The organism is Bradyrhizobium sp. WSM2254, from assembly GCF_000472645.1.
GTDB classification, from domain to species: Bacteria; Pseudomonadota; Alphaproteobacteria; order Rhizobiales; family Xanthobacteraceae; genus Bradyrhizobium; species Bradyrhizobium niftali.
Window position 1 is genome coordinate 49,092 of the sequence record NZ_AXAB01000040.1, and the last position, 21,479, is coordinate 70,570.

Below are 21,479 nucleotides of genomic sequence, written 5' to 3' on the forward strand. Positions count from 1 at the left end.
AAGGATCGCAATCATGGCTGCAGGAGGTGCAATCGCGTCGGCGAAGTGCCGCGCTCACTGCGCCTTTTGCGGCAGCACAAAAGTCTGGCCGGGATAGATCAGGTTCGGGTTGTGGATCTTGTCGCGGTTGGCCTTGAAGATCACCGCGTAGCGGGCGCCGTCGCCGTAAGCGAGCCGACTGAGCGCCCACAGGCTGTCGCCGCGGGAGATCACCCGGCTGCCGCCCGCCTCTGCCGGTGTGCCGCTGAGGGCGTCGCCCGGCGAGGCCGACGCGACCGTCGTCGCTCGCGCCATGCCCTTTGATTTCGGTGCCCCCATCACCCTGGGCCGCGCCGCGGACCTGTCCGATGCCGACGGCAAGGATGCCACGACATCCGATTTCTCGTCCGGCGTCTCGGCCCGCTTCGTTTCCTGCCTGGTCGTGGGCGGTGCAACACGCGCCGGCGGCGGCGCCGCCTCCGCGATCGTCACCGGCATGGTGCGGCCGGACTGCGTGACGGTGCCATCCGGCGCCTTAGCGCGCAGTGTCAGCTCGTAGCTGCCGGCGGGGAGCTGCGGCGGCGTCATAACGAACTGGCCCGACGCATCGGCCACCACCGAATGAAGCGGCTGGCCGTCGCGCAGCAGCTCGACCTTTGCGCCCGGCGTGGCCCGGCCCGCGATCACCGCCGCCTCGCCATGGTCGTCAACGCGGGCGACATCGAAGCGAGGACCGGCGTCGGTCGCGGCCGCCGGCGGCTTGACCGGCGCGAGATCGGCCAGCGCCGTCACCTGCTTTTGCGTCTCGTCCAATGGACCAGCCGGCTTCGGCGCAGGGGACGCCGGCGGCGCGCCGGCGGCGAGCTTCGGTTCTTCGGGCTTCGTCCCTGCCTTGGTGTCGGCTTTAGGTTCCGCCTTGGCCTCGACCTTGGCCTCAGGCTTCACGTCAGGCTTGACCTCAGGCTTGGCCGCGACGGCGATCTCGGTGTTCGCCCCGCCCGGCAGCAGGCGGCGCAGCTCAGTGGGACCGATCACCAGCACGGTGCCGCCCACCGCGAGCAGGCAGAACGCAATGAAGGCCTTGGAAGCGGTGATCATCAGACAATGAACCCTTGGGTCGCAAATCAACCGAGGCCGGCAAATTGCGCCGATTTGGCTGCGGCAGCAAGACGTTCGAAGGGATTAGCGCACATGAACCGGCGCGGCCCCGTCGGCGTCAAATGATCGAGGCCGCATCGCGGCATATTTTTTGAGGATTTTTTCCGTGAACGCATTTTCACGCCCGGCCCGATGGCTGGCACTTGCCCTGACACTCGTCGCCTCGCCCGCGCTCGCCGCATCCGGCCCGCCGCCGGACTACATCCTCACCAACAATGCCGGCCTCGCCTTCACCTCGCCCGATGGCGCCACCAAGATCGAGCAGTACATGAAGGACGGCGGGGATTGGGACGTCAAATGGCAGGCCTGGGTTCGCCGCGGCGAGCAGATGACGGAGCTGAAGCCCGAGCAGGGCTACGGGGCCGGCTTCCGCTTCACCAGCGACTCGCAATGGCTGGTGCGGATGCAGAAGACCGGCTCGGGCGAGCAGGACCTCTATCTCTACCATGTCGAGAAGGGCGCCTTCGCGAGCGCAACGAAGAAGCCGCTCAGCAATCTCGCCTGGGCCTATTTCTACGGCCGGCCGGAGACGAAGAGGTTCGCCAAGCTCGACTTCCACATCTCGGCCAATCTCATGGAGGGTACGGAAGAGGCCTATCGCTCGCTCGGCATGGACTGGCCCAACAACCGCTACCTCGTGATCTCGCTGTCGGGCGAATATGACAATCATCCCAAGAACGTCGCCATGAAGGGGCTGGGCGGCTGGCGATGCCGCTATGATCTCGAGACCGGAAAGTTCGACGTGCCGACGATGTTCGCCAAGGCCAATGCGGAAGCCTTGAAGTGGGAAATCCGCCGGTGATCCACCGGAATCGCGTCAGCGTAAACCCAGCCTACGGAGCTCGCGGCGATCGAGGGAACCCAACCCTCTGATTCCGTTCCGATTCATGTTTCCCTAACCCTTACTGGTAACGGGCTCTTGTCGGTTTTGCTGCATCTTGCATCCCACGGGAGGGCTGGATGGGCACATCAATCCGATGGACCACGCGCATGCGCGCGTTGCTCCGCCGTTGGCAGGGAGCGCCGCTGACGTGGCTGATCGCCGGCGGCTTCGTGCTGATGGTCGCGATGGCCATCGGCACCGCGCTTACCGTCGATCGTTTCCGGCAAAATGCGATCGAGAGCGGCCGCGACAGCCTGGAAAACTCCGTGCGCATGCTCGCCCGGCATTTCGACCGTGAGTTCGAGGACTTTGCGGTGCTCCAGAAGAGCGTCATCGCCGAGCTCGAGAGCCATGGCATCGCATCCGCCGATATCTTCCGCAGCGAGATGGGTACGCTGGCCATGCACGAGGTGCTGCGCGCAAAGGCGAGCGGCTGGTCCGACGTCGCCGGCGCAAATTTGTTCGATTCCAAGGGCGTGCTGATCAACTCGTCGCGGCGCTGGCCGGTGGCCGATATTTCGGTCGCCGACCGCGGCTATTTCAATCGCCTCAAGAACGATCCGGCCTCGCAGGAAGAGATCGAAGTCGTGCCCGGCCGGTTCGGCAATGGATCTGCGATCGTGTTCGCGCGGCGCGTCTCCGGTCCCCACGGCGAATTCCTCGGCCTGGTGTCGCGGGCCATCTCGCCGGAGCAGCTTGAATCCTTCTTCGCCTCGACCGGGCTCGGCGAGGAATCCTCGATCGCGATGCACCACCAGAACGGCCAGCTGCTCGCGCGCGTTCCGCATGTCGACGCGATGATCGGACAGAATTTTCGCAACGGCACGCGCGAGCAGATGGCGGTGTTCGAGCGCACCTTCGTCACGACGCAGCTCGCCAGCCCGATCGACGGCAAGGACCGCATCGTCGCCGCGCGCCTCCTGACCGGCGTGCCTCTGGTCGTGGTCGCAACCAAATCGCTGGATGCGACGCTGGCGACCTGGCACACGCAGACAAAATTCTTCGTCACCATCGCCGTGCTGTCGATCGGCCTGCTCGTGCTCACGCTGTTCCTGATCTTCCGCCAGATGACGCGCAGGCTCGCTGCGGAGAAGCAGCAGCTCGACACCGCGATGAACACGATGACGCAGGGCCTTCTGATGTTCGACCAGGACGAGCGGCTGATCGTCTGCAACCGGCGCTACATCGAGATGTACGGACTGTCGGCTGACGTGGTGAAGCCCGGCGCCTATTTCCGCGACGTGATCCAGCATCGCCATGACACCGGATCGTTCCATGGTGACGTCGCGTCCTACTGCGACGACATTCTAAGCAATGCCGGGCGAACCCAGAGCACCATCGTCGAGACCGCGGACGGCCGCCTGATCGAGGTCAAGAACCAGCCCGGTGCCGCCGGCGGCTGGCTCGCGACCCATGACGACGTCACCGAGCGCATCCGCGCCGACGAACGCATCGCGCATATGGCGCATTACGACGCGCTGACCGACCTGCCCAACCGCGTGCTGATGCGCGGCCATCTGGAACGCCGCGTGGCGGAGCTCAGCCAGGGCAAACCGTTCGCGATCCTCTATATCGACGTCGACGAGTTCAAGGGCGTCAACGATTCGCTCGGACACGAGGTCGGCGACGAACTGCTGCGCCAGGTCGCGAACCGCCTGCGCGCCTGCGTCAGCGGCAACGACCTCGTCGCGCGGCTGGGCGGCGACGAATTCGCCATCGTCAAGGCCGGGACCAGCGACCAGGCCGAGCTGACGGCGCTGGCGGAAACGATCCTCAACGCATTGCGTACGCCCGTGAACTGCAAGGGCCAGGAGGTTCCGACCGATGCCAGCATCGGCATCGCGATCGCGCCCGACCACGGCGACAATCTCGATGATCTGCTCAAGCGCGCCGATCTGGCGATGTATGCCGCCAAATCCGAGGGCCGCCGCACCTTCCGCGTCTTCACGCCCGAATACGACGCCAAGGCGCGGCTGCGCCGGCAGCTGGAGCTCGATCTGCGGCAGGCGCTGACGCGCGGCGAGTTCGAGGTGCACTATCAGCCGCTGGTCGATCTTGCGGCCAACGTCGTCACCGGCTGCGAGGCGCTGCTGCGCTGGCACCATCCGGAGCGCGGCATGGTCTCGCCCGCTGACTTCATTCCGGTCGCGGAAGACACCGGATTGATCGGCGAGATCGGCGAATGGGTGCTCAAGCAGGCCTGCACGGAGGCGGCCTCCTGGCCCGGCGATATCCACATCGCCGTCAATGTCTCGCCGGTGCAGTTCCGTTCCAAGACGCTGGCGCTCAAGGTCGCCGCCGCGCTTGCCGAGTCAGGCCTGGCGCCCGGGCGGCTCGAGCTCGAAGTCACCGAAACCGTGCTCATTCGCGACGACGAGGAGGCGCTGACGATTCTCCAGCAGCTCCGCGAGCTCGGCGTGCGCATCGCGCTCGACGATTTCGGCACCGGCTATTCGTCGCTGAGCTATCTGCACCGCTTCCCCTTCGACAAGATCAAGATCGACCGCAGCTTCATCAGCGATATCGGCGAGCCCGAGGACTCTTCGCCGATCGTGCAGGCCGTGGTGCACATGGCCGCCGCGCGCCGGATGGCGACGACGGCCGAAGGCGTCGAGACCGAGGCGCAGCGCGAGGTGCTGCGGCAGCTCGGATGCAGCCAGATGCAGGGCTGGCTGTTCAGCCCGGCCGTCCCGGCCGCAAAGCTGAAGCAATTGCTGTCGGAACAGGCGGCGGCGGCTTAGGGCATACCCGCCCCCCGCCCCGTATCAGCCCCGCCGTTGCCAGCCCGGAACGGCTTCAGATGGCGAATTGACGCGCAGGGAAGCCTTATCGATTGACATGGCGGCCCGGGAGTGTTCACGTCGCCCCCGAACTCTATCGCGGCGACAAGCAGCTCGCGTGTTCGAAGCCGGCGCGAAGATCGCCGTCACCGTCATCCTCACGATCGCAACGAAGCTCCTGCGCAATAGGCTGCGTGCAGGACTGCCGCATTTCGCAGCCCGACAAGGAGACACAATTGCAGGTACTCGTTCGCGACAACAATGTCGACCAGGCGCTTCGTGTCCTGAAGAAGAAGATGCAGCGCGAGGGCGTGTTTCGGGAAATGAAGCAGCGGCGTTCCTACGAGAAGCCGTCGGAGCGAAAGACGCGCGAAAAAGCCGAGGCCATTCGCCGCGCCCGCAAGCTCGCGCGCAAGCAGGCGATCAGGGAAGGCCTGCTGCCGGCGCCCCCGAAAAAGAAGCTTCCGGAGCGCAAGCCGCCGCTGCCGCAGACGGCCAGGCCCGCGGGCTGAAACGGCGGCACGACGGCGCCGTGAGGCCGACCGGGCAATGAGAACAAGCCGGCATCGTTCCTGCGCATCTTGCATCCGGGAAGATGGTCCATATCTCATCGGCATGATGACGCTCACACTCGTCCAGGACCAGGCTATCCAGGCGCTCATGGCAGGCATCGTCGGCGCCGAGACGTTCGATCGGGTCTTCGCGGGCATCCGCTTCGACAAGATCGAGGGTACGATGCTCTACGCCTTCGCCGGAAACGAGGAGATGGCGTCCGACATCGAGGACAGCTACTCGTCCTACATCGCCGCGGTCGCATCGCAGGTGCTGGACAAGCAGGTCGACGTCGTCATCGTGATGCCGAAAGTGCTGCAATAGGGTTCATCGACCGAGACGGCGCAAACCCGCCGTCCGGCTCGCCCCGCGGCATCGCTCCACCCTCCTGACCTCATGGCGCCACCAACAAGAGCCGTGGCGTGACCTCGAAATAAATCCGCGCTAACCTCTTCGGCACAAGAACAAGAGGAAGCGCCAATCGTGTACGACTACATTATCGTGGGCGGCGGCTCGGCGGGGTCCGTGCTGGCCCACCGGCTCTCCGCGAAGAGTGCCAACAAGGTCCTGCTCTGCGAAGCCGGACAGGACACACCACCCGGCAACGAGCCGGCCGAGATCAGGGACAGCTATCCGGGCACGGCCTATTTCGATCCGCGCTTCCACTGGACCGAGCTCAAGGTCACGACCCAGATCGTCAGCCACAACAATCCGACCGAAGGCCGTCCTCCCTTACGCAAATACGAGCAGGCGCGCGTGCTCGGCGGCGGCTCGTCCATCAACGGCCAGATGGCCAACCGCGGCGCACCGACCGACTACGATGAGTGGGATGCGCGGGGTGCGAAGGGTGGACGTGGAACGACGTGCTGCCGTTCTTCAAGAAGGTCGAACGCGACCTCGATTTCGACGGCCCGTTCCACGGCAAGGACGGCCGGATCCCGGTGCGCCGGATTCCGCGGGAGCATTGGACGCGGCATTCGCAGGCCTTCGCCGATGCCTTCCAGCAGGCAGGCCATCAATTCGTAGCCGACCAGAACGGCGAGTTCGTCGACGGCTATTTCGCGGTGACGCACGCCAACCAGGCCGAGCAACGCGTCTCCGCCGCGATGGGCTATCTCGACCGCGACACCCGCAAGCGCCCCAACCTCACGATCTCCACCGACACGCAAGTTCGGGAGCTGCTGTTCGACGGCACGCAATGCGTCGGCGTGAAGGCCAAGATCAACGGCCGTGAGCAGGAATTCCGCGGACGCGAGATCATTCTGTCCAGCGGCGCCATCCATTCGCCGGCGCATCTCCTGCGCGCCGGCATCGGCCCGGTCGGTCACCTCAAGGATTTGGGGATTCCGGTCCTGATGGGACTTGAAGGCGTCGGCCAGCGCCTGATGGATCATCCCTCGATTTCGCTGTCGTCCTTTGTCCGCCGCGGCGCGCGCATGAACGAGCATACCAGGCGCCACATGCAGCTCGGCCTGCGCTATTCGTCCGGGCTGTCAGGGGTGCCGAAGGGCGACATGTTCGTCGTCCTGCTCAACAAGTCGGCCTGGCATGCGGTCGGCGCGCAGATCGGCTCGCTGCTGACGTTCGTCAACAAGACCTATTCCGAGACCGGACAGATCAAGCTTGCCTCGCGCGACCCCGCGGCAGAGCCGATCGTCGAGTTCAACCTGCTGTCCGACCGGCGCGACCTCGATCGCCTGATGAGCGGCTTCCGCAAAATGGCGGCAGTGCAGATGAGCGACGCGGTCAAGGTGGTGACGGACAAGCCGTTCCCGGCCTCCTATACCGACCGCGTCCGCAAGATCGGCGTGGTCAACAACACCAACAGGATTCTGACCACGATCGCCGCAGCCCTGATGGACGGGCCGGCGGCGCTGCGCCACTACATGATCGACAATTTCGTGGTCGAAGGCTTCAGCTTCGATGACGTGATGAACGACGACGAGGCGCTGGAAGCCTTCGTGCGCAAGGCGACCATCGGCGTGTGGCACGCCTCATGCTCATGCCGCATGGGCCGGGCTGACGATCCGATGGCGGTGGTCGACAACCAGGGCCGCGTCAAGGGCATCCAGGGCCTGCGCGTCGTCGACGCCTCGATCTTCCCGGTGGTGCCATGCGCCAACACCAACTTTCCGGTCCTGATGTCGGCGGAGAAGATCGCTGCGACGATGCAGTGATTTCGCAGGGTGGGCCAAGGCGCGCTCTTCGCGCGCGGTGCCCACCATCCATCCGCATCGAACGTGAATGGTGGGCACGCTGCGCTTTGCCCACCCTACGGATCTCCGGACTACGCCGCCCTGAGATCGCCGACGAAGCCGTCGACGTCGCGCTTGAGATCGTCCGACAGGCGCGCCAGCATCTTGGCGGAATCCAGCACCTCGCCGGCGGCGGCGCCGGTCTGGCCGGCGGCTTGCGAGACCCCGGAGATGTGGCGCGAGACCTCGTTGGTGCCTTGCGAGGCCTGCTGCACGTTGCGCGCGATCTCGCGGGTCGCGGCGCCCTGCTGCTCGACGGCCGCCGCGATCGCCGCCGCAATCTCGTTGACCCGCTGGATGGTGGAGCCGATCGATCGGATCGCGGTCACCGAGGACTGGGTCGCGCCCTGGATCGCGGCGACCTGGCCGGTGATCTCCTCGGTCGCCTTCGCGGTCTGCGTAGCGAGGTTCTTCACTTCGGATGCGACCACCGCAAAGCCGCGGCCGGCGTCGCCGGCGCGTGCGGCCTCGATAGTGGCATTGAGCGCGAGCAGATTGGTCTGCTCGGCAATGCCGGTGATCAGCGCGACGACGTCGCCGATGCGCTGCGCGGCATCGGCCAGCGCCTGCACCTCGGCGTTGGTGCGGTCGGCTTCGGCCGAAGCGGCACCGGCAATGCTGGAGGATTCGGCGACCTGACGGCTGATCTCGCTGATCGAGGCCGAGAGCTGCTCGGTGGCGGCGGCAACCGTCTGCACATTGGAGGAGGCATCGCCCGAGAGGCTCGCGACCGAGGCCGCCTTGGACGAGCCCTGCTCGGCGGTTGACGACATCGACTGCGCGGTGGCGTTCAGCTCGCCGGAGGCCGAGGCCAGCGTGTGCAGCGATTCCGTCACGGTCTTCTCGAACTGTTCGATCAGTCGTTCGACGGCGAGCTGCCGCCGTTCCTTCTTTGCCTGCTCGGCGGCCTGTTCCTCGGCGAGGCGATCGCCGGTGATCATGTTCTCCCGGAACACGGACACCGCGCGCGACATTTCCCCGATCTCGTCGCCGCGCTCGATGCCGGCGAGCTCGATCGCATAGTCGCGCTCGGCAAGGGAGCGCATCGCCTGCGTCAGCTTGCGGATCGGCGCGCTGACGCGGCGATTGACGAGGATGAAGCCGAACACCGTGATGGCGAGCGCGACCAGCATCATCCCGCCATTGAGCGCCAGGCTCCATTTCGCCGATGTCATCTGCTGCTCGGCGCGGGCGACCATTTCCGCGAGCGCGACCTGGCCGGCCTCGACGCTGTAGCCGAGAATGGCGGTGTTGAGCTTCGACAGGTCCTCGATCTTGATGTCGATGGTCTGGTTGTTGCTGAGCGCCTTGATGAAGCCCTGCTGGCGCTCGGTCATGGCGGCGGCATCGCCCTGCTTCGAGCGCGCGATCACGTCAGTGAGCCTTGCGGGAGCGTCGGGGCGGCCGGCGACATCCAGCACCTGGCTCCAGGCCTGCTTGGCGCGGCCGGTATCCTCGGCCGCACCGACCATGTCGGCGGCGCTCCAGGGCTTGCCGCTCGCGGCCGCGGCTTCCAGACGGATGGCGACGAGGCCGCCGAAATTGCGCGCGGCCCAGGCCGACTGCTTTACGCCCAGGAGATGATCGACCACGGGATCCGTGAGCTTGAGCGCGTTCTCGAGCTCGGCCGTCAGCGCCAGAATGGCATCGAGATAATCCTGCGCCGCTTTGCGGAATTCGTCGCCGACCTTTGCGTCACGCTCCGCCTTCGCCTGGTGGATGGCCGTTTCCGCCTTGGGTCGCAGCGGCATGAGCGCGTCATGGACCGCGACGAGCTTGCTCATGGCACCGGCAAGGCGGGAATCCGCCACGCCATCGAGACGCTCGAGCACGCTTTTGTAGGCGGCTTCCGACAACTGCCGGTTGGTGGCGATGCGGTTATCGGCATTGGCATTGGCCGGCGCGTCCGCGACAAGTGCCGACAGGAAGGTGCCGCGTTCGAGGCGGAAGCCGAGCAGGGTCGCAAACAGCTGCTGGTCGGTGCTGGCGAAACGTTCGACCTTCTGCGCGGCGCCGTTGCGCTCGATCGCCGCAAAAAGTCCGGTTGCGAGCTGCCCGATCAGAAACAGGCCAAGGACGCCGATGATGGCGCCGAGAACCGAGCGGATGGAGGGATTGCCGAACAATGCCATGGTGAGCGCCGCATCTCCGAAAAAGATGCAGAAAAATACCGGTCCAGCCCTAAGATTTGGTTCACCAAACCCGTGAGCGCCCACGGCGCGTGCGACAGGCTCCGTTGAACTACGGAGATGAGGGGCTCAGGCGGAGTGAAAGCTCATTTCGCCTGCCGTGCCGCCCGGATCTCGACGAACTCGGCGTCGGGATGCGTGACGATGGTGGTGAACATGATGCCGCTGATGATCAGTGACCAGGCGGTGTCCCAATAAATCCAAAACACGTGCCAGCCTCCGTTTTGGCGTCCTCCGCCCGCGAGATCAGGGGTAACGGCGGGAGGGGGGCTGCCGTTCCTAGCGATCAGGTGGCCGGGCCTGCGGCCTGAGATTGAGCAGATGAAACGCAGCGCCGTTCAAGTTTGTCGGAGAGACCTTGCGATCGGTTTAACCGGTGTGGCGCTTTGCCACGACATCCTCATCCCGCGGGCCCTTTCATCCCCTTGGGCTGTGAACGAGTTCATAGGGTCGTCGCCGTTTGCAGTGCACGATGGCCGCGCGCCCCCAACTTTCGACGGACGGATTTGGCCTGATGCGCAAACGACTCGTCGCCTGGACCATCCTGACCTCGGCATTGCTCGCGGTCGTCGTGTGGACCGTGCTCGGACCGCCCGACCATCCGGCCGGCCCGAATCTGCACTTCCGCAACCTGACGGCCGCGGTGCGGTAGCCGCCTTCGGTGCAACGCAACCGATACAATTTCGGCATCGATCGATCTCATTTGGAATTTGGTGCGGCGAGACGCCTGCCGCTATCCTCTGCGACAAAACGACAAGGCCGCACCGGCCCCGAGGAGAACGCCCATGCCGAGACCGACAGGCTGCATCGCATCCATAACGCCCCGCGCTGCGATCGCCACCACGCTCGCCTTCCTTGCCCTCATTTCAGGAGTTCGCGCCGGCATGGCCGAGACCTTCGCCTATGTCGGCAATGCCGACAGCAACGACATCAGCGTGTTCAAGCTGTCCGAAAGCGGCGAGATGACACCGGTGCAGACCGCCGCCTTCACGGGCGTCGAGAAGCCGGGCTCCTCGACGCCGCTCGCGATCACACCCGACCACCGCGTGCTGATTGCCGGAATCCGCTCGCAGCCATTCCAGGCGGTGAGTTTTGCGATCGACCCCAAGACGGGCCAGCTCAGCCCTATCGGCAACGGTCCGCTCGCCGACAGCATGGCGTACATCGCAACCGACCGCGGCGGCAAGGTCCTGTTCAGCGCCTCCTACGGCGGCAACAAGGTCGCGCTGAATCGGCTTTCCGCGAACGGCGTCGTGGGCGAGCCGAAACAGGTGATCCCGACCGGGCTGAACGCGCACGCCTTCCTGCCCTCGCCCGACAACCGCTTCGTGTTCGCGACCAATCTCGGCTCCGACCAAGTGCTGAGCTTCGCGTTCGACGCCACGGCGGGTACGCTGACGCCGAGCGATCCGCCAGCCTACAAGGTGCCGGAAAAATCAGGGCCGCGGCACTTCGTGTTCCACCCGGGCGGCAAGTTCGTCTATCTCATCCACGAGCTGAACGGCGATGTCGCTGCTTTCACCTACGAGGCCAAGAGCGGCGCATGGAACGAGATCCAGCGCACCACCGCACTGCCGGAGGGATTTAATGGGAAACCCTGGGCCGCCGACATCCACATCACCCCGGACGGGCGCTTCCTCTACGCCTCCGAACGCACGACCAATACGCTCACCGCCTACAAGATCGATCCGACCAGCGGCAAGCTGACCACGGTCGGAAGCGTGCCGACCGAGAAGCAGCCGCGCGGCTTCAATATCGATCCGTCCAGCCGCTACCTCGCCGCGGTCGGCGAGCTGTCCGACGGCATGACGGTTTATGCGATCGACCAGAGCAGCGGCGCGCTCAGCAAGCTGAAATCCTACCCCACCGGCAAGAAGCCGAACTGGGTGGAGTTCCTGAGCCTGCCGTGAGGGGACCGCGGCCGACCTAAGTAATCATCCGTAATTCCAAAGTCCGGGCACTGGCATCATATGACGGGGATGGACCGTCATATTGTCTTCAAGTGCCCCCAGACCGGCATGAACGTGCAGCATCGGCTTGGCGACGAGCCGGCCGACCGCACGCACGTTTCCGTGCCCTGCCCGGCCTGTACGCGGCTGCATCTGATCGACCGTTCCTCCGGCAAGCTGCTCGGAGATCGCCGAAGCTGACCGGCCGCTCGCAGACGAACCGCTGCATCCGATCTCGAACCGCAAGCTGTGCGGCCACGGCGCCCGGCCCGGCGGCGAGCGAACCTGTTCCCCAATCCCGCGACTAATCAAAGACTTGCCGCGGCAGCCCGGGCGGCGCGGCATCCCGCTTTGGGACAACGCTGCCGTAGTCCGGGCCGCTGCCATCTGCTATCGATTGGAGGCATAGCCCCCGTGGAATTTCCGATGCGCCCTTTGCCCCGTGCCGTTGTTCGAAGCCTGTTTCCCGCAGCCATCGCCGGAGTGCTCGTCTTCGGCCAATATCCGGCCGGAGCCGCCGATGACGACGCGCCCAAGGGGCCGGCCGTCACGGTGCTGAAAGTCGCAAAATCCTGCTTCTCCGACATCGTCGAGGCCACCGGCACGATCATCGCGCGCGAGGAAACGTCCGTGCGGCCCGAACGTCCCGGCCTGAAGGTGACGGAAGTGCTGGCGGAGGCCGGCGAGACCACCACCGCCGGCCAGGTGCTGGCGCGCCTCGCGCTGCCCGAGGGCGGCACACTTCAGGTCACCGCGCCAGTGGCGGGCGTGATCGCCACCTCGACCGCGCAGATCGGCAACCTCGCCTCGGCCAAGGGCGAGGCGCTATTCACGATCGTGGCGCGCAGCGAATACGATCTGGTCGGCCTCGTGGCGACGACCGACGTGCGCAAGCTCGCAGTCGGTCAGCAGGCGACCGTGCGGATCGCCGGCGCCGGCGACATCGACGGCAAGGTGCGCCGCATCGGACCAACCATCGAGCCGAACATCCAGCAGGGCATGGTCTATATCGGCATCTCCTCGCAGAAACGGCTGTTGCTGAATGCGAGCGGGCGCGCGCTGATCAAGACCGGGCAGAGCTGCAACGTCGCGGTGCCGCTGACCTCCGTGCAATATTCGTCCGCCGGCACCGTGGTGCAGGTGATCCGCCGCAACCGCGTCGAGACCAAGCGCGTCGAGATCGGTCTGATGTCGGGCGGCAATATCGAGGTCCGCGACGGCCTCAACGAAGGCGATGTCGTCGTCGCCCGCGCCGGCGCACTCCTGCGCGAAGGCGATCCGGTGCGCCCGGTGATGGCCGCGGAAGCGGCGAAGTAGGTCTCGCCTCAACCGTCATTGCGAGGAGCCCGCGACAAAATTGCGAAGCAATTTTGCGCTGGTGCGACGAAGCAATCCAGAATCATTCCGCGGAAAGATACTGGATCGCTTCGCGGAGCCTGTCATCGGGCCGGCTTCGCGCGGACCCGTTGGCTCGCAATGACGATGTGGGGGCAGATGTGCGTTACACACGCATATCGTGGGGTGGGCAAAGCGACTTGTCCGCCGTAGCTCGAAGAGCGAAGGCGGAAGCGTGCCCACCAATTCTGTCTGCGATTTGGGAAAGATGGTGGGCACGGCGCATTGCGCCTTTGCCCACCCTACGATGGCCGCGAAAACCTAGCCGCCGGCTTCGCCGAAATGGACGTCTTCGAGCAGCGAGGAGGAGACGGTCGGGACCTGGTCGCCTTCGGAGGCGCGGGAGATGGCGACCCGGGTCTTGTTGAAGGCGCTTTCGGCGCTGCCCTGCGTCGTGAGGTTGCCGAGAAGCTCGCTGACCAGCACGCTGTGCTCGCCCTTGCCGTCGTCGACGACCTTGCCGGGCGAAGCGGAGGAGAGGATCAGCGCATTGTCGGGCGTGCCGATCGGCGCGAGGCCGTGGCTGTAGGAGCGGAAGCGGCGCTCATAGGGGTTACGGCGGGAGGCGTCGACGACGACGAGCTTGGCCTTGGCGCCCTGCTCCTTCATCATGTCGAGCACGCCGTCGATGGAGACGCCCTGGCGGCGGACGTCGCTTTCCTTCCAGATCACGGCGTCGACCGGCAGCATGTAGCTCTGGCGGCCGGCCTGCACGCCGAAGCCGCCGAAGAACAGCATGACGACGGTGTCGCGCTTGATCCGGGACTTCAGGCGGTTGACGGCGCGGACCATGTCGTCCTTGGTCGCGTCTTCCACCATGTCGACGTCAAAGCCGTTCTTGCGCAGGGTCGAGGACAGCGCGCGGGCGTCGTTGATCGACTGCGTCAGCGGCGCGCTGGCGTCGGGATAATGTCCATTGCCGATGACGAGCGCGAGCCGGGAGGTCTGGCCGATCGAGCCGGTGACCTGGTCGGTCGTAACAGCCTTGGCGGCATCGAGCGCGCGCATGTTGAGGGCAGCATGGGCGCCGATCACGAGCGAGACCGTGCCGATGAGGGCTGCGGCCACCGCAATCGTGCGTCGGGAAATGTCGAGCTGCCTTACATTCATCTCGCTTCATTCCTGTCAGTGCCAAAGATCAGCCACGCGCGCGCACACAGGTTGAGTAGCGCGATAGCGTCTTTAGGTTTGAGGGATTGGCCGGGGGAGTGCCCCCGAATTGCGCGCAATTTGCGGCGCCGCACCAAACAAACCTTTAACGGGATATAGTGTGTCCGGCAATAGATTGCCCAAAATTTGAGCTAAGTCGCTGAAGATGTTAGTTAATTCCATGACCTAAATTTCTCCTGGTTTTGCGTTCCCGTAGCCCTTCCGGGGCCTGATCATGCAGCCCTCATGCCGGTTTTTTCCGTGACCGCTATCACATTTGTATTTCCTGCGAATCCGGGTAGCTTTTTCAAAGACTTGCAGGGGGTGGTGCGCGGATGGGAACCGCACCGGCCGGCCCCCGACCAGGGGCCCCGCGACCAGGTATTTCATGAGCTTTCATTATTTTGCCGGCGCCGCCTGCCGGGCGCTGACGGCGCGGAAGGACGGCCCCTCGCTTTACGACGTCTGCGATCCCGTGCTGGCGGGTGCAACCAGCGGCGATCCGCATCTGGCCAAATTCTACAAGACCGCGCTCGGCAATCCCGCATTGCGGATACTGCTCCGCCGCGCCGGGCTGCCCGAGTTGCGCGACGAGGCGAAGCTGACCCGGCTTCGCACGGCGCTGGCGCGGGCGCGCGACGAAGCCGAGCCGGACTGGGCGGCGATCGGCCAGCCCGTGGCCGATCTCGTCGACAGCATCACGCTCGACCATCCCAGGCCGCCGCCGGCGCTGTTCGTCGCCGCCATGCCGCAAGCTTCACAGATCGACGGCGTGATCCGCGACTGTGCGCAGCACCTGCTCGGCTCGTACCGCAAGAACGGTTTCCTGCCGACCTATGCCGCCTTCAACCTGATCGGCGACCCTGATTTCCGCGGACGCGAGCTGACCATGGCGCTCACGGGGTTGAACGCGCGCGGCTACAAGAACTCCTCGCTGCTGTTCAACCTCGCCCGTGTCTTCATCGCGCGATCGAAGGCAGCCGCCGTGATCAATCCGCCCTGGACCGGCATTGCCGAGCCGATGTGGGAGCCGATGCAGATCCGCCACCGCTCGGCCTATTACGATGCCTTCTTCATCGAGGCGCTGCTGAGCTTCATCGAGACCGGGCTCGCTTCGCCGGCCGACAAGACGGCAGCAGAGCGCGCGATCGCCGACATGGTCGATTTCTGCGTCAACATCAGCCGCGAGGAGGTCGAGGGCACCGACGGCGCGCGCTTCAACGTCATCACCGCGCTCGCGCCTGCGCCGCATCCGCGCTTTTCGCGCTTCTTCGCCCAGATCAAGCAGGATCTCGGCTTCGGCGTCTACGTGCCGGATTGCGACACCACGGCCTGCTCGATCTCCGCGGCGACGCAGGCCGGCTGCACCGATCCGATCATCGACCAGCCGCTGCTGGATTTCTACAGCGGTTACCAGGTGCTCGCCGGCGTCAACGAGCCGCGCGTGACCGTGCCGCTCAACGACAACATCGACTACGAGGGCGGGGTCGCGACCTGGATCGACAATCTCAAGGGCGAGCGTCCCTACGGCAACGATCTCGATCCGACGCTCAATCTCGACATTCTCGAGGTCAGCTTCCGCAACCTGGCGCGCTGGAAGATCCTGGAGACGCCGGCGCGGCTGGCGACCGTGCATCGCATCATCGGCTTCCAGAAGCGGCTGGCATCAAGCGGCGCCTTCGCCAATCCGCGCTCGCACATCTATTACCTGCCGGAACTCTACAGCGCCTATTTCGGCCGCTGCTATGCCGCCTTCCTGGCGCTGCCGCTGGCGGCGCAGGCGGCGATCGATCCGGACGGCGACTTCGATTTCATCCGCCACCGCGTGCTCTCCTACGTCAAGGGCGAGCTGATGGCCGCGGAGATGAACGTGTTCGACGCGGCGCTGGCGCTGATCGCGCTCGGTCATCTCGGCGCCGACCCGCGCGCCTTCGCGCCGGCGCTGAACGTCATCGTCGCGAGCCTCGGCGAAGGCGGCCGCCGCGGCCCGTTCCGCGCCTATGAATGGAACAAGATGAAGACGCCGACGCGGATCCTGGTCGGTGGCCCTGAGGTGACGTCGGCGTTCGTGCTGATGGGGCTGGCGGTGGCGAAGCGGGCGATGGCTGGGCGGGGGTAGGCTTCGTAGGGTGGGTTAGCGAAGCGTAACCCACCACTTCTGTCGCTATAGAGACCAAAGAGGTGGGTTACGCCGAGCGACTGCGCTTCGCGCAGCGCGGGGCTAACCCACCCTACGTCCGTCATTCAATGACAGGAAGTTGAAAGCCCATCCGTTAGGCATATGCTGGCCGGATGGCCAAAAGCCGACCACAATTGCGGGGTCTATCGCGATTTTCCTGAACACGCGGACCGGCATGTTGCGAAAATTCCTGATTGCGCTGTCTTTGCTCGCCCTGCCGTCGCTGGCGCAGGCCGCCGACATCACCGGCACGGCGAAGGTCCGCGACGGCGATTCCGTCGTGATCGGCAACACGAGGATCCGGCTCGGCGGCATCGACGCGCCGTCGTCCGACCAGCTCTGCCTCAACACCAATACCGAGCGCTGGACCTGCGGGATCGCGGCGCGCGACGAGCTCGCCAAATACACCGAGGGCAAGAACTGGGTCTGCCACACCCGCGCGATCGACCGCCGCGGCCGCACCGTGGCGCGCTGCGAGGTCGGCGGCGAGGACATCCAGAAATGGCTGGTGCGCAGCGGCTGGGCGCTGTCCTACACCCGCGTTTCGCACGATTACGACGCCGACGAGGCCGCCGCGCGTGAGGCCAAGGCCGGCATGTGGCAGGGCGCCTTCATCGCGCCCTGGGACTGGCGCGTGCGCAACAAGAAGACGACGATATTGGGCGCCACCAAGCCGCCCGACGGGGCGCACTCGGTGCTGCTTGCCTCGGCCTCGGGGCCGGTCGCGCCCTCGCCCGACTGCACCATCAAGGGCAACGTCAACACCGCCGGCGAGTGCATCTATCACCAGCCGACCAGCCGCTGGTACACCCAGATCAAGATGAAGATCAGCAAGGGCACCCGCTGGTTCTGCTCGGTCGAGGAGGCGGAAGCCGCCGGTTGTCGGGAGACCAAAAGATAACCCAGCCCTGCATTTTGCGTGCTTTTCTTGCATCGCAGCAGCGCGTAAAAGTATGATTCAGCGACCCACCAGCCTGTTCTCAAGCAACAAGGACCAACAGCAATGACCGTTCGCGCGGGCCGGGAGTTTCTGGCCATCCCCGGGCCCACCAACATGCCCGACGAGGTGCTGCGGGCGATGCATCGTCCGGCGATCGACATCTACTCCCAAGAGATGCTCGACCTGACGGAGAGCCTGCTCGGTGACATCTCGAAGCTGTTTGCGACCAAGGGCAAGTCCTACATCTACATCGCCAACGGGCACGGCGCCTGGGAAGCGGCGCTGAGCAACGTGCTGTCGCGTGGCGACAAGGTGCTGGTGCTGGAGAGCGGACGTTTCGCAATCGGCTGGGGCAATGCAGCCGCGCTGATGGGTGCCGAGGTCGAGGTGCTCAAGGGCGACTGGCGCCGCGCGGTGCGGCCGCACGAGGTCGAGGAGCGCCTGCGCCGCGACAAGGAGCACACCATCAAGGCCGTCGTCGTCGTCCAGGTCGACACCGCCTCGGGCGTGCAGAACGACATCGAGGCGATCGGCAAGGCGATCAAGGCGAGCGGCCATCCCGCGCTGTACATGGTCGACACCGTGGCCTCGCTCGGCTGCATGCCGTTCGAGATGGACAAATGGGGCATCGACGTCGCGATGTCCGGCTCGCAGAAGGGCCTGATGACGCCGCCCGGCCTCGGCTTCGTCGCCGCCAATGCGCGCGCGCTCGAAGTGCACAAGAAGGCGAACATGTCGACGCCCTATTGGAGCTGGAGCGAGCGCGAGGGCGCCGAGAACTACCGCAAATATGCCGGCACCGCGCCGGTGCATCTGTTGTTCGCGCTACGCAAGGCGATCGACCTGCTGCACGAGGAAGGGCTTGAAAACGCCTTCCGCCGCCACAGCCTGCTCGGCGAAGCCGCGCGGCGTGCGGTCTCCGCCTGGTCGGAAGGCCAGGTGCTCGGCTTCAACGTCGCCGAGGCCAGCGAGCGCTCCAACACCGTGACCACGGTGACCATGAACAACGGCCACGATCCCGCAGTGCTGCAACGCTATTGCAAGGAGAAGTGCGGCGTCGTGCTCGGCACCGGCATCGGCGATCTCTCGGGACAAGCCTTCCGCATCGCCCATATGGGCCATGTCAACGCACCGATGCTGCTCGGCACGCTCGGGGTGATCGAGATCGGCCTCAACGCGCTGAAGATCCCGCACGGCAAGGGCGGGCTGGAAGCGGCGGTTTCGTATCTCGGCGAAGAGGTGGCGGCGTAGGCGCAAGCTTGCGCCTAACCCTCCGCTGTCGTCCCGGCGAAAGCCGGGACCCATACCGCGTGATCTATCGATGACGCACGCTACCCGTACCGCGGGAGCGCCTCTTGGCTGATGATCTTCGCCAAACTTCTCCCTGTGGTTATGGGTCCCGGCCTTCGCCGGGACGACAGCGGAGTGTTTGGCTATGGCTGCGGCACCCGATATGCCTCGACCTGCGCCTTCAGCTCCTCCAGCGCCGCCAGCGGTGCTTTCGGATCGACCCGATGCTCCCCGCTCGCCAGCCACTTCAGCACCATTGCATCGATGACCGGCGAATGGTGGATGACGTCGCCGTAATTGTTGAGGTCGTGGGTCACCGCCTTGATCGCGCGGAAATCGTGGAGGCGCACGTTGGGAAGCTGCGTCAGGCGCGGCGCGATGAGGGCCGTGAGATCGATGACGATCTTCAGCGTCGCCGGTGAGGCATCGCGCATCGCGACGAATTGCAGGATCGAATAAGGCGGGAAGTAAATGTCGAAGGTCACGTCCGGATGGCGCGTGATCAGGCCGACGGCGTCGCGCTCGAAATGCCGGACCATGGCGTCATAGCCGTAGCCCTCGCCGAGAAAGCTGCTGCGCACGGGATCGGTGATGTAGGCGAAGGCAGCGCGCGTCCTCTCCGCGTTGTAGGCGCGCGCGACGTCGAAATCCCGTGGCAGCGCGTAGATTTCGTCGACGTCGAACAGCGCGAACTTGACGGGGAGAAACGGCGCCGCACGGGTCAACGGCTCCCGCAGCGGCGGAATCGACCGCAGCAGCGCGAACAGGGATTCCTTCGCCATGGCGGCGTTGAACAGATAGGCCGCGATCCCCTTGGCCGTCCTCCGGTAGAGATCGACGGACAGATAGGGATCAGCCTCGATGCCGGCCGCATCGACAAAGCTGAAATCGTCCATCGCCCAGATCACGCGCCGGGCGCCGCGATCGATCGCCTGCTCCAGCACGAAGCCCTGCTGACGCGAGTTGGACCCGGTCATCGCCAGCTTGAGCGAATGGACGCCGAGCGCGCGGTCGATGTCGCTCTGGCGGAAATGGATCGCGAGCGAGGTGCCGATGAAGGCGGTGTCGAACGACTGGCTGCGGATCAGCCCGGCATTCTGCATGCGCGTGTCGTCGGAATAGAAGGGCGCGATGAGGCGCGAGGGGCGGAACAGCTGCAGGGGGTCGACGGCAAAAGTCAGCGCCGCTGCGCCCAGCACGCACGCGACGCTCGCAAGGAGAAGACGCCTCACGCTGGTGAACGATCCCCGCATCAGAACCTGAAATAGATGAATTCGCTGTGGCTCTGGATGCCCAGGATCCCGAACGCGAGCACGAGCGACGCAACATAGAGGACCAGCGGCCGCATGCGGCCTGCCCGCAAACTCTCGCCGACCCTGCGATTGCCGTGATCGTAGCCCATGATTGCTTGCGTGTTCGGCGCCAGCCACACCAGTGCCGCATAGATCGTGACCTGCACCAGCGCCGCGATCTCCTCGCGGCCGAGGACGATGTTCAAGGGATCAGCCATGGCACTGGTGATCCGCAACGCCCAATCGACCCGCTCGGCGCGAAAGAACACCCAGGCGACGACGACGGCCAGGAAGGTCAGCACGGCCCCAAGGATGCGGACCGGGCGCGCGAGAGGCGACGGGATGGCCGGCACCAGCGCGTTGAAGGCGTGATTGATGCAGAGATAGGCGCCGTGCAGCGCGCCCCACACCACGAATGTCCAGGCCGCGCCGTGCCAGAGCCCGCCGAGCAGCATCGTGACCATCAAATTGACGTAGCGCAGCGCGCGGCCGCGGCGGTTGCCGCCGAGCGGGATGTAGAGATAGTCGCGCAAGAATTGCGACAGCGTCATGTGCCAGCGGCGCCAGAACTCGACGATGCTGGTGGCCTTGTACGGCGAGTTGAAGTTGACGGGCAGGAAGATGCCGAACATCAGGGATATCCCGATCGCCATGTCGGAATAGCCGGAGAAGTCGAAATAGAGCTGGAACGTGTAGGCGAGCGCACCGAGCCAGGCCTGGTCGAAGCTCGGCGAGCGCGCGTCGAAGGCGAGCGCGACCAGGGGCTGGATGCCGTCGGCGAGGCAGGTCTTCTTGAACAGGCCGATGGCGAAGATGATGATTCCGCACAGGATCAGATGCGCGTGCGGATGCTTGGACTCCTCCTGCTCGAATTGCGGGATCATGTCCTTGTGATGGAGGATCGGCCCCGCGATCAGATGCGGAAAATAGGTCACGAACAGGGCGTAGTGCGGCAGCGCGTAGGCCGCGACCTGGCCGCGAAAGGCATCGACCAGGAACGCGATCTGGGTGAAGGTGTAGAAGGAGATGCCGACCGGCAGCAGGATGTGGACCGCGACATGCGTGCCGAGCAGCGCATTGAGATTGTCGGCGGCAAAGCCCGCATATTTGAAAATGCCGAGCACGAGAAGGTCACCGGCGACACCGACGGCAAGCGCCGCCCGGCGCTGCATTGGTGCGAGCTCCGCCGCGATCAGGAGGTAGCCGATGCCGTAGTTGAAGGCGATCGACGCCAGCAACAGCGCGACAAACTGCCAGCTGCCGATGGCGTAGAAGGCGAGCGAGGCGGCCGCCAGCCAGATCACCGGGGTCAGATTGCCGCGCCGCCCGAGCCAGAAGTACCCGGCCAGCACGGCCGGCAGGAACAGCAGGATGAACGGGTAGGAATTGAACAGCATCAGGCTGGACCGGCGGCGGGGACATGGCCACTAAAGGACCTGGCCACTAAAGGACTTTGCTACTAAAGGACTTGGCCCCTAAAGCATACAAG

At 65.3% G+C, this 21,479-nt stretch carries 17 protein-coding genes and 1 pseudogene; 12 read left to right on the plus strand and 6 right to left on the minus strand.

What is annotated here, in order from left to right; translation table 11 throughout:
- Positions 1–54: 54 nt before the first annotated feature.
- Positions 55–1,077, minus strand: coding sequence for a LysM peptidoglycan-binding domain-containing protein (locus A3M7_RS0127275; protein ID WP_027546769.1), 1,023 nt, complete (start codon positions 1,075–1,077; stop codon positions 55–57).
- 166 nt (positions 1,078–1,243) lie between these two features.
- On the opposite strand from A3M7_RS0127275, the gene A3M7_RS0127280 reads away from it, so the two are divergent.
- From A3M7_RS0127280 to A3M7_RS51335, 5 genes and pseudogenes are all read left to right on the plus strand, one after another.
- Positions 1,244–1,939, plus strand: coding sequence for a hypothetical protein (locus A3M7_RS0127280; protein WP_027546770.1), 696 nt, complete (start codon positions 1,244–1,246; stop codon positions 1,937–1,939).
- Between the two features lie 158 nt (positions 1,940–2,097).
- Positions 2,098–4,761, plus strand: a complete 2,664-nt coding sequence (locus A3M7_RS0127285; RefSeq protein WP_027546771.1) for an EAL domain-containing protein — start codon at positions 2,098–2,100, stop codon at positions 4,759–4,761.
- 275 nt (positions 4,762–5,036) lie between these two features.
- On the plus strand, positions 5,037–5,312 hold the full coding sequence (rpsU, locus tag A3M7_RS0127290; protein WP_027546772.1) for a 30S ribosomal protein S21: 276 nt from the start codon (positions 5,037–5,039) through the stop codon (positions 5,310–5,312).
- Between the two features lie 103 nt (positions 5,313–5,415).
- On the plus strand, positions 5,416–5,676 hold the full coding sequence (locus A3M7_RS0127295; protein WP_049823721.1) for a hypothetical protein: 261 nt from the start codon (positions 5,416–5,418) through the stop codon (positions 5,674–5,676).
- A gap of 159 nt (positions 5,677–5,835) precedes the next feature.
- Positions 5,836–7,529: pseudogene (locus A3M7_RS51335) on the plus strand (GMC family oxidoreductase).
- A 110-nt stretch (positions 7,530–7,639) separates the two neighbouring features.
- On the opposite strand, the gene A3M7_RS0127305 reads toward A3M7_RS51335, so the two are convergent.
- A complete protein-coding gene (locus A3M7_RS0127305) occupies positions 7,640–9,739 on the minus strand; it encodes a methyl-accepting chemotaxis protein (protein ID WP_027546774.1) in 2,100 nt (699 codons plus the stop codon).
- A gap of 143 nt (positions 9,740–9,882) precedes the next feature.
- Positions 9,883–10,005: a hypothetical protein gene (locus tag A3M7_RS51085; RefSeq protein ID WP_256374887.1), complete on the minus strand. Its 123-nt coding sequence runs from the start codon at positions 10,003–10,005 to the stop codon at positions 9,883–9,885.
- A 305-nt stretch (positions 10,006–10,310) separates the two neighbouring features.
- Here A3M7_RS51085 and A3M7_RS48915 point away from each other — a divergent pair, with 305 nt between their 5' ends.
- From A3M7_RS48915 to A3M7_RS0127330, 4 genes are all read left to right on the plus strand, one after another.
- The gene (locus A3M7_RS48915) at positions 10,311–10,448 is read left to right on the plus strand and encodes a hypothetical protein (RefSeq protein WP_156149861.1); all 138 of its coding nucleotides are present in this window, start codon (positions 10,311–10,313) and stop codon (positions 10,446–10,448) included.
- Positions 10,449–10,581: 133 nt separating this feature from the next.
- A complete protein-coding gene (locus tag A3M7_RS0127320) occupies positions 10,582–11,706 on the plus strand; it encodes a lactonase family protein (RefSeq protein WP_027546775.1) in 1,125 nt (374 codons plus the stop codon).
- Between the two features lie 69 nt (positions 11,707–11,775).
- Entirely contained in the window at positions 11,776–11,946 is a 171-nt protein-coding gene (locus A3M7_RS49890) for a hypothetical protein (protein ID WP_165448133.1), read from the plus strand.
- Positions 11,947–12,171: 225 nt separating this feature from the next.
- On the plus strand, positions 12,172–13,062 hold the full coding sequence (locus tag A3M7_RS0127330; protein ID WP_027546776.1) for an efflux RND transporter periplasmic adaptor subunit: 891 nt from the start codon (positions 12,172–12,174) through the stop codon (positions 13,060–13,062).
- A gap of 339 nt (positions 13,063–13,401) precedes the next feature.
- On the opposite strand, the gene A3M7_RS0127335 is transcribed toward A3M7_RS0127330, so the two are convergent.
- On the minus strand, positions 13,402–14,250 hold the full coding sequence (locus A3M7_RS0127335) for a caspase family protein (protein ID WP_027546777.1): 849 nt from the start codon (positions 14,248–14,250) through the stop codon (positions 13,402–13,404).
- A gap of 427 nt (positions 14,251–14,677) precedes the next feature.
- On the opposite strand from A3M7_RS0127335, the gene A3M7_RS0127340 reads away from it, so the two are divergent.
- From A3M7_RS0127340 to A3M7_RS0127350, 3 genes are all read left to right on the plus strand, one after another.
- Complete coding sequence (locus A3M7_RS0127340) at positions 14,678–16,408, plus strand: hypothetical protein (RefSeq protein ID WP_027546778.1); 1,731 nt, start codon at positions 14,678–14,680, stop codon at positions 16,406–16,408.
- Positions 16,409–16,643: 235 nt separating this feature from the next.
- The gene (locus A3M7_RS0127345; protein WP_027546779.1) at positions 16,644–17,369 is read left to right on the plus strand and encodes a thermonuclease family protein; all 726 of its coding nucleotides are present in this window, start codon (positions 16,644–16,646) and stop codon (positions 17,367–17,369) included.
- Positions 17,370–17,471: 102 nt separating this feature from the next.
- Positions 17,472–18,659 carry an alanine--glyoxylate aminotransferase family protein gene (locus A3M7_RS0127350; RefSeq protein WP_027546780.1) on the plus strand — a complete coding sequence of 396 codons (1,188 nt, stop codon included), beginning with the start codon at positions 17,472–17,474 and terminating at the stop codon, positions 18,657–18,659.
- Between the two features lie 182 nt (positions 18,660–18,841).
- On the opposite strand, the gene A3M7_RS0127355 is transcribed toward A3M7_RS0127350, so the two are convergent.
- Together A3M7_RS0127355 and A3M7_RS0127360 are read right to left on the minus strand one after the other, a co-directional pair.
- The gene (locus A3M7_RS0127355) at positions 18,842–19,951 is read right to left on the minus strand and encodes a hypothetical protein (protein ID WP_027546781.1); all 1,110 of its coding nucleotides are present in this window, start codon (positions 19,949–19,951) and stop codon (positions 18,842–18,844) included.
- Positions 19,951–21,387 (minus strand): MBOAT family protein, encoded by a 1,437-nt coding sequence (locus A3M7_RS0127360; RefSeq protein ID WP_027546782.1) that lies wholly within the window; start codon positions 21,385–21,387, stop codon positions 19,951–19,953. The genes A3M7_RS0127355 and A3M7_RS0127360 overlap by 1 nt, the downstream gene beginning before the upstream one ends.
- Positions 21,388–21,479: the final 92 nt, after the last annotated feature.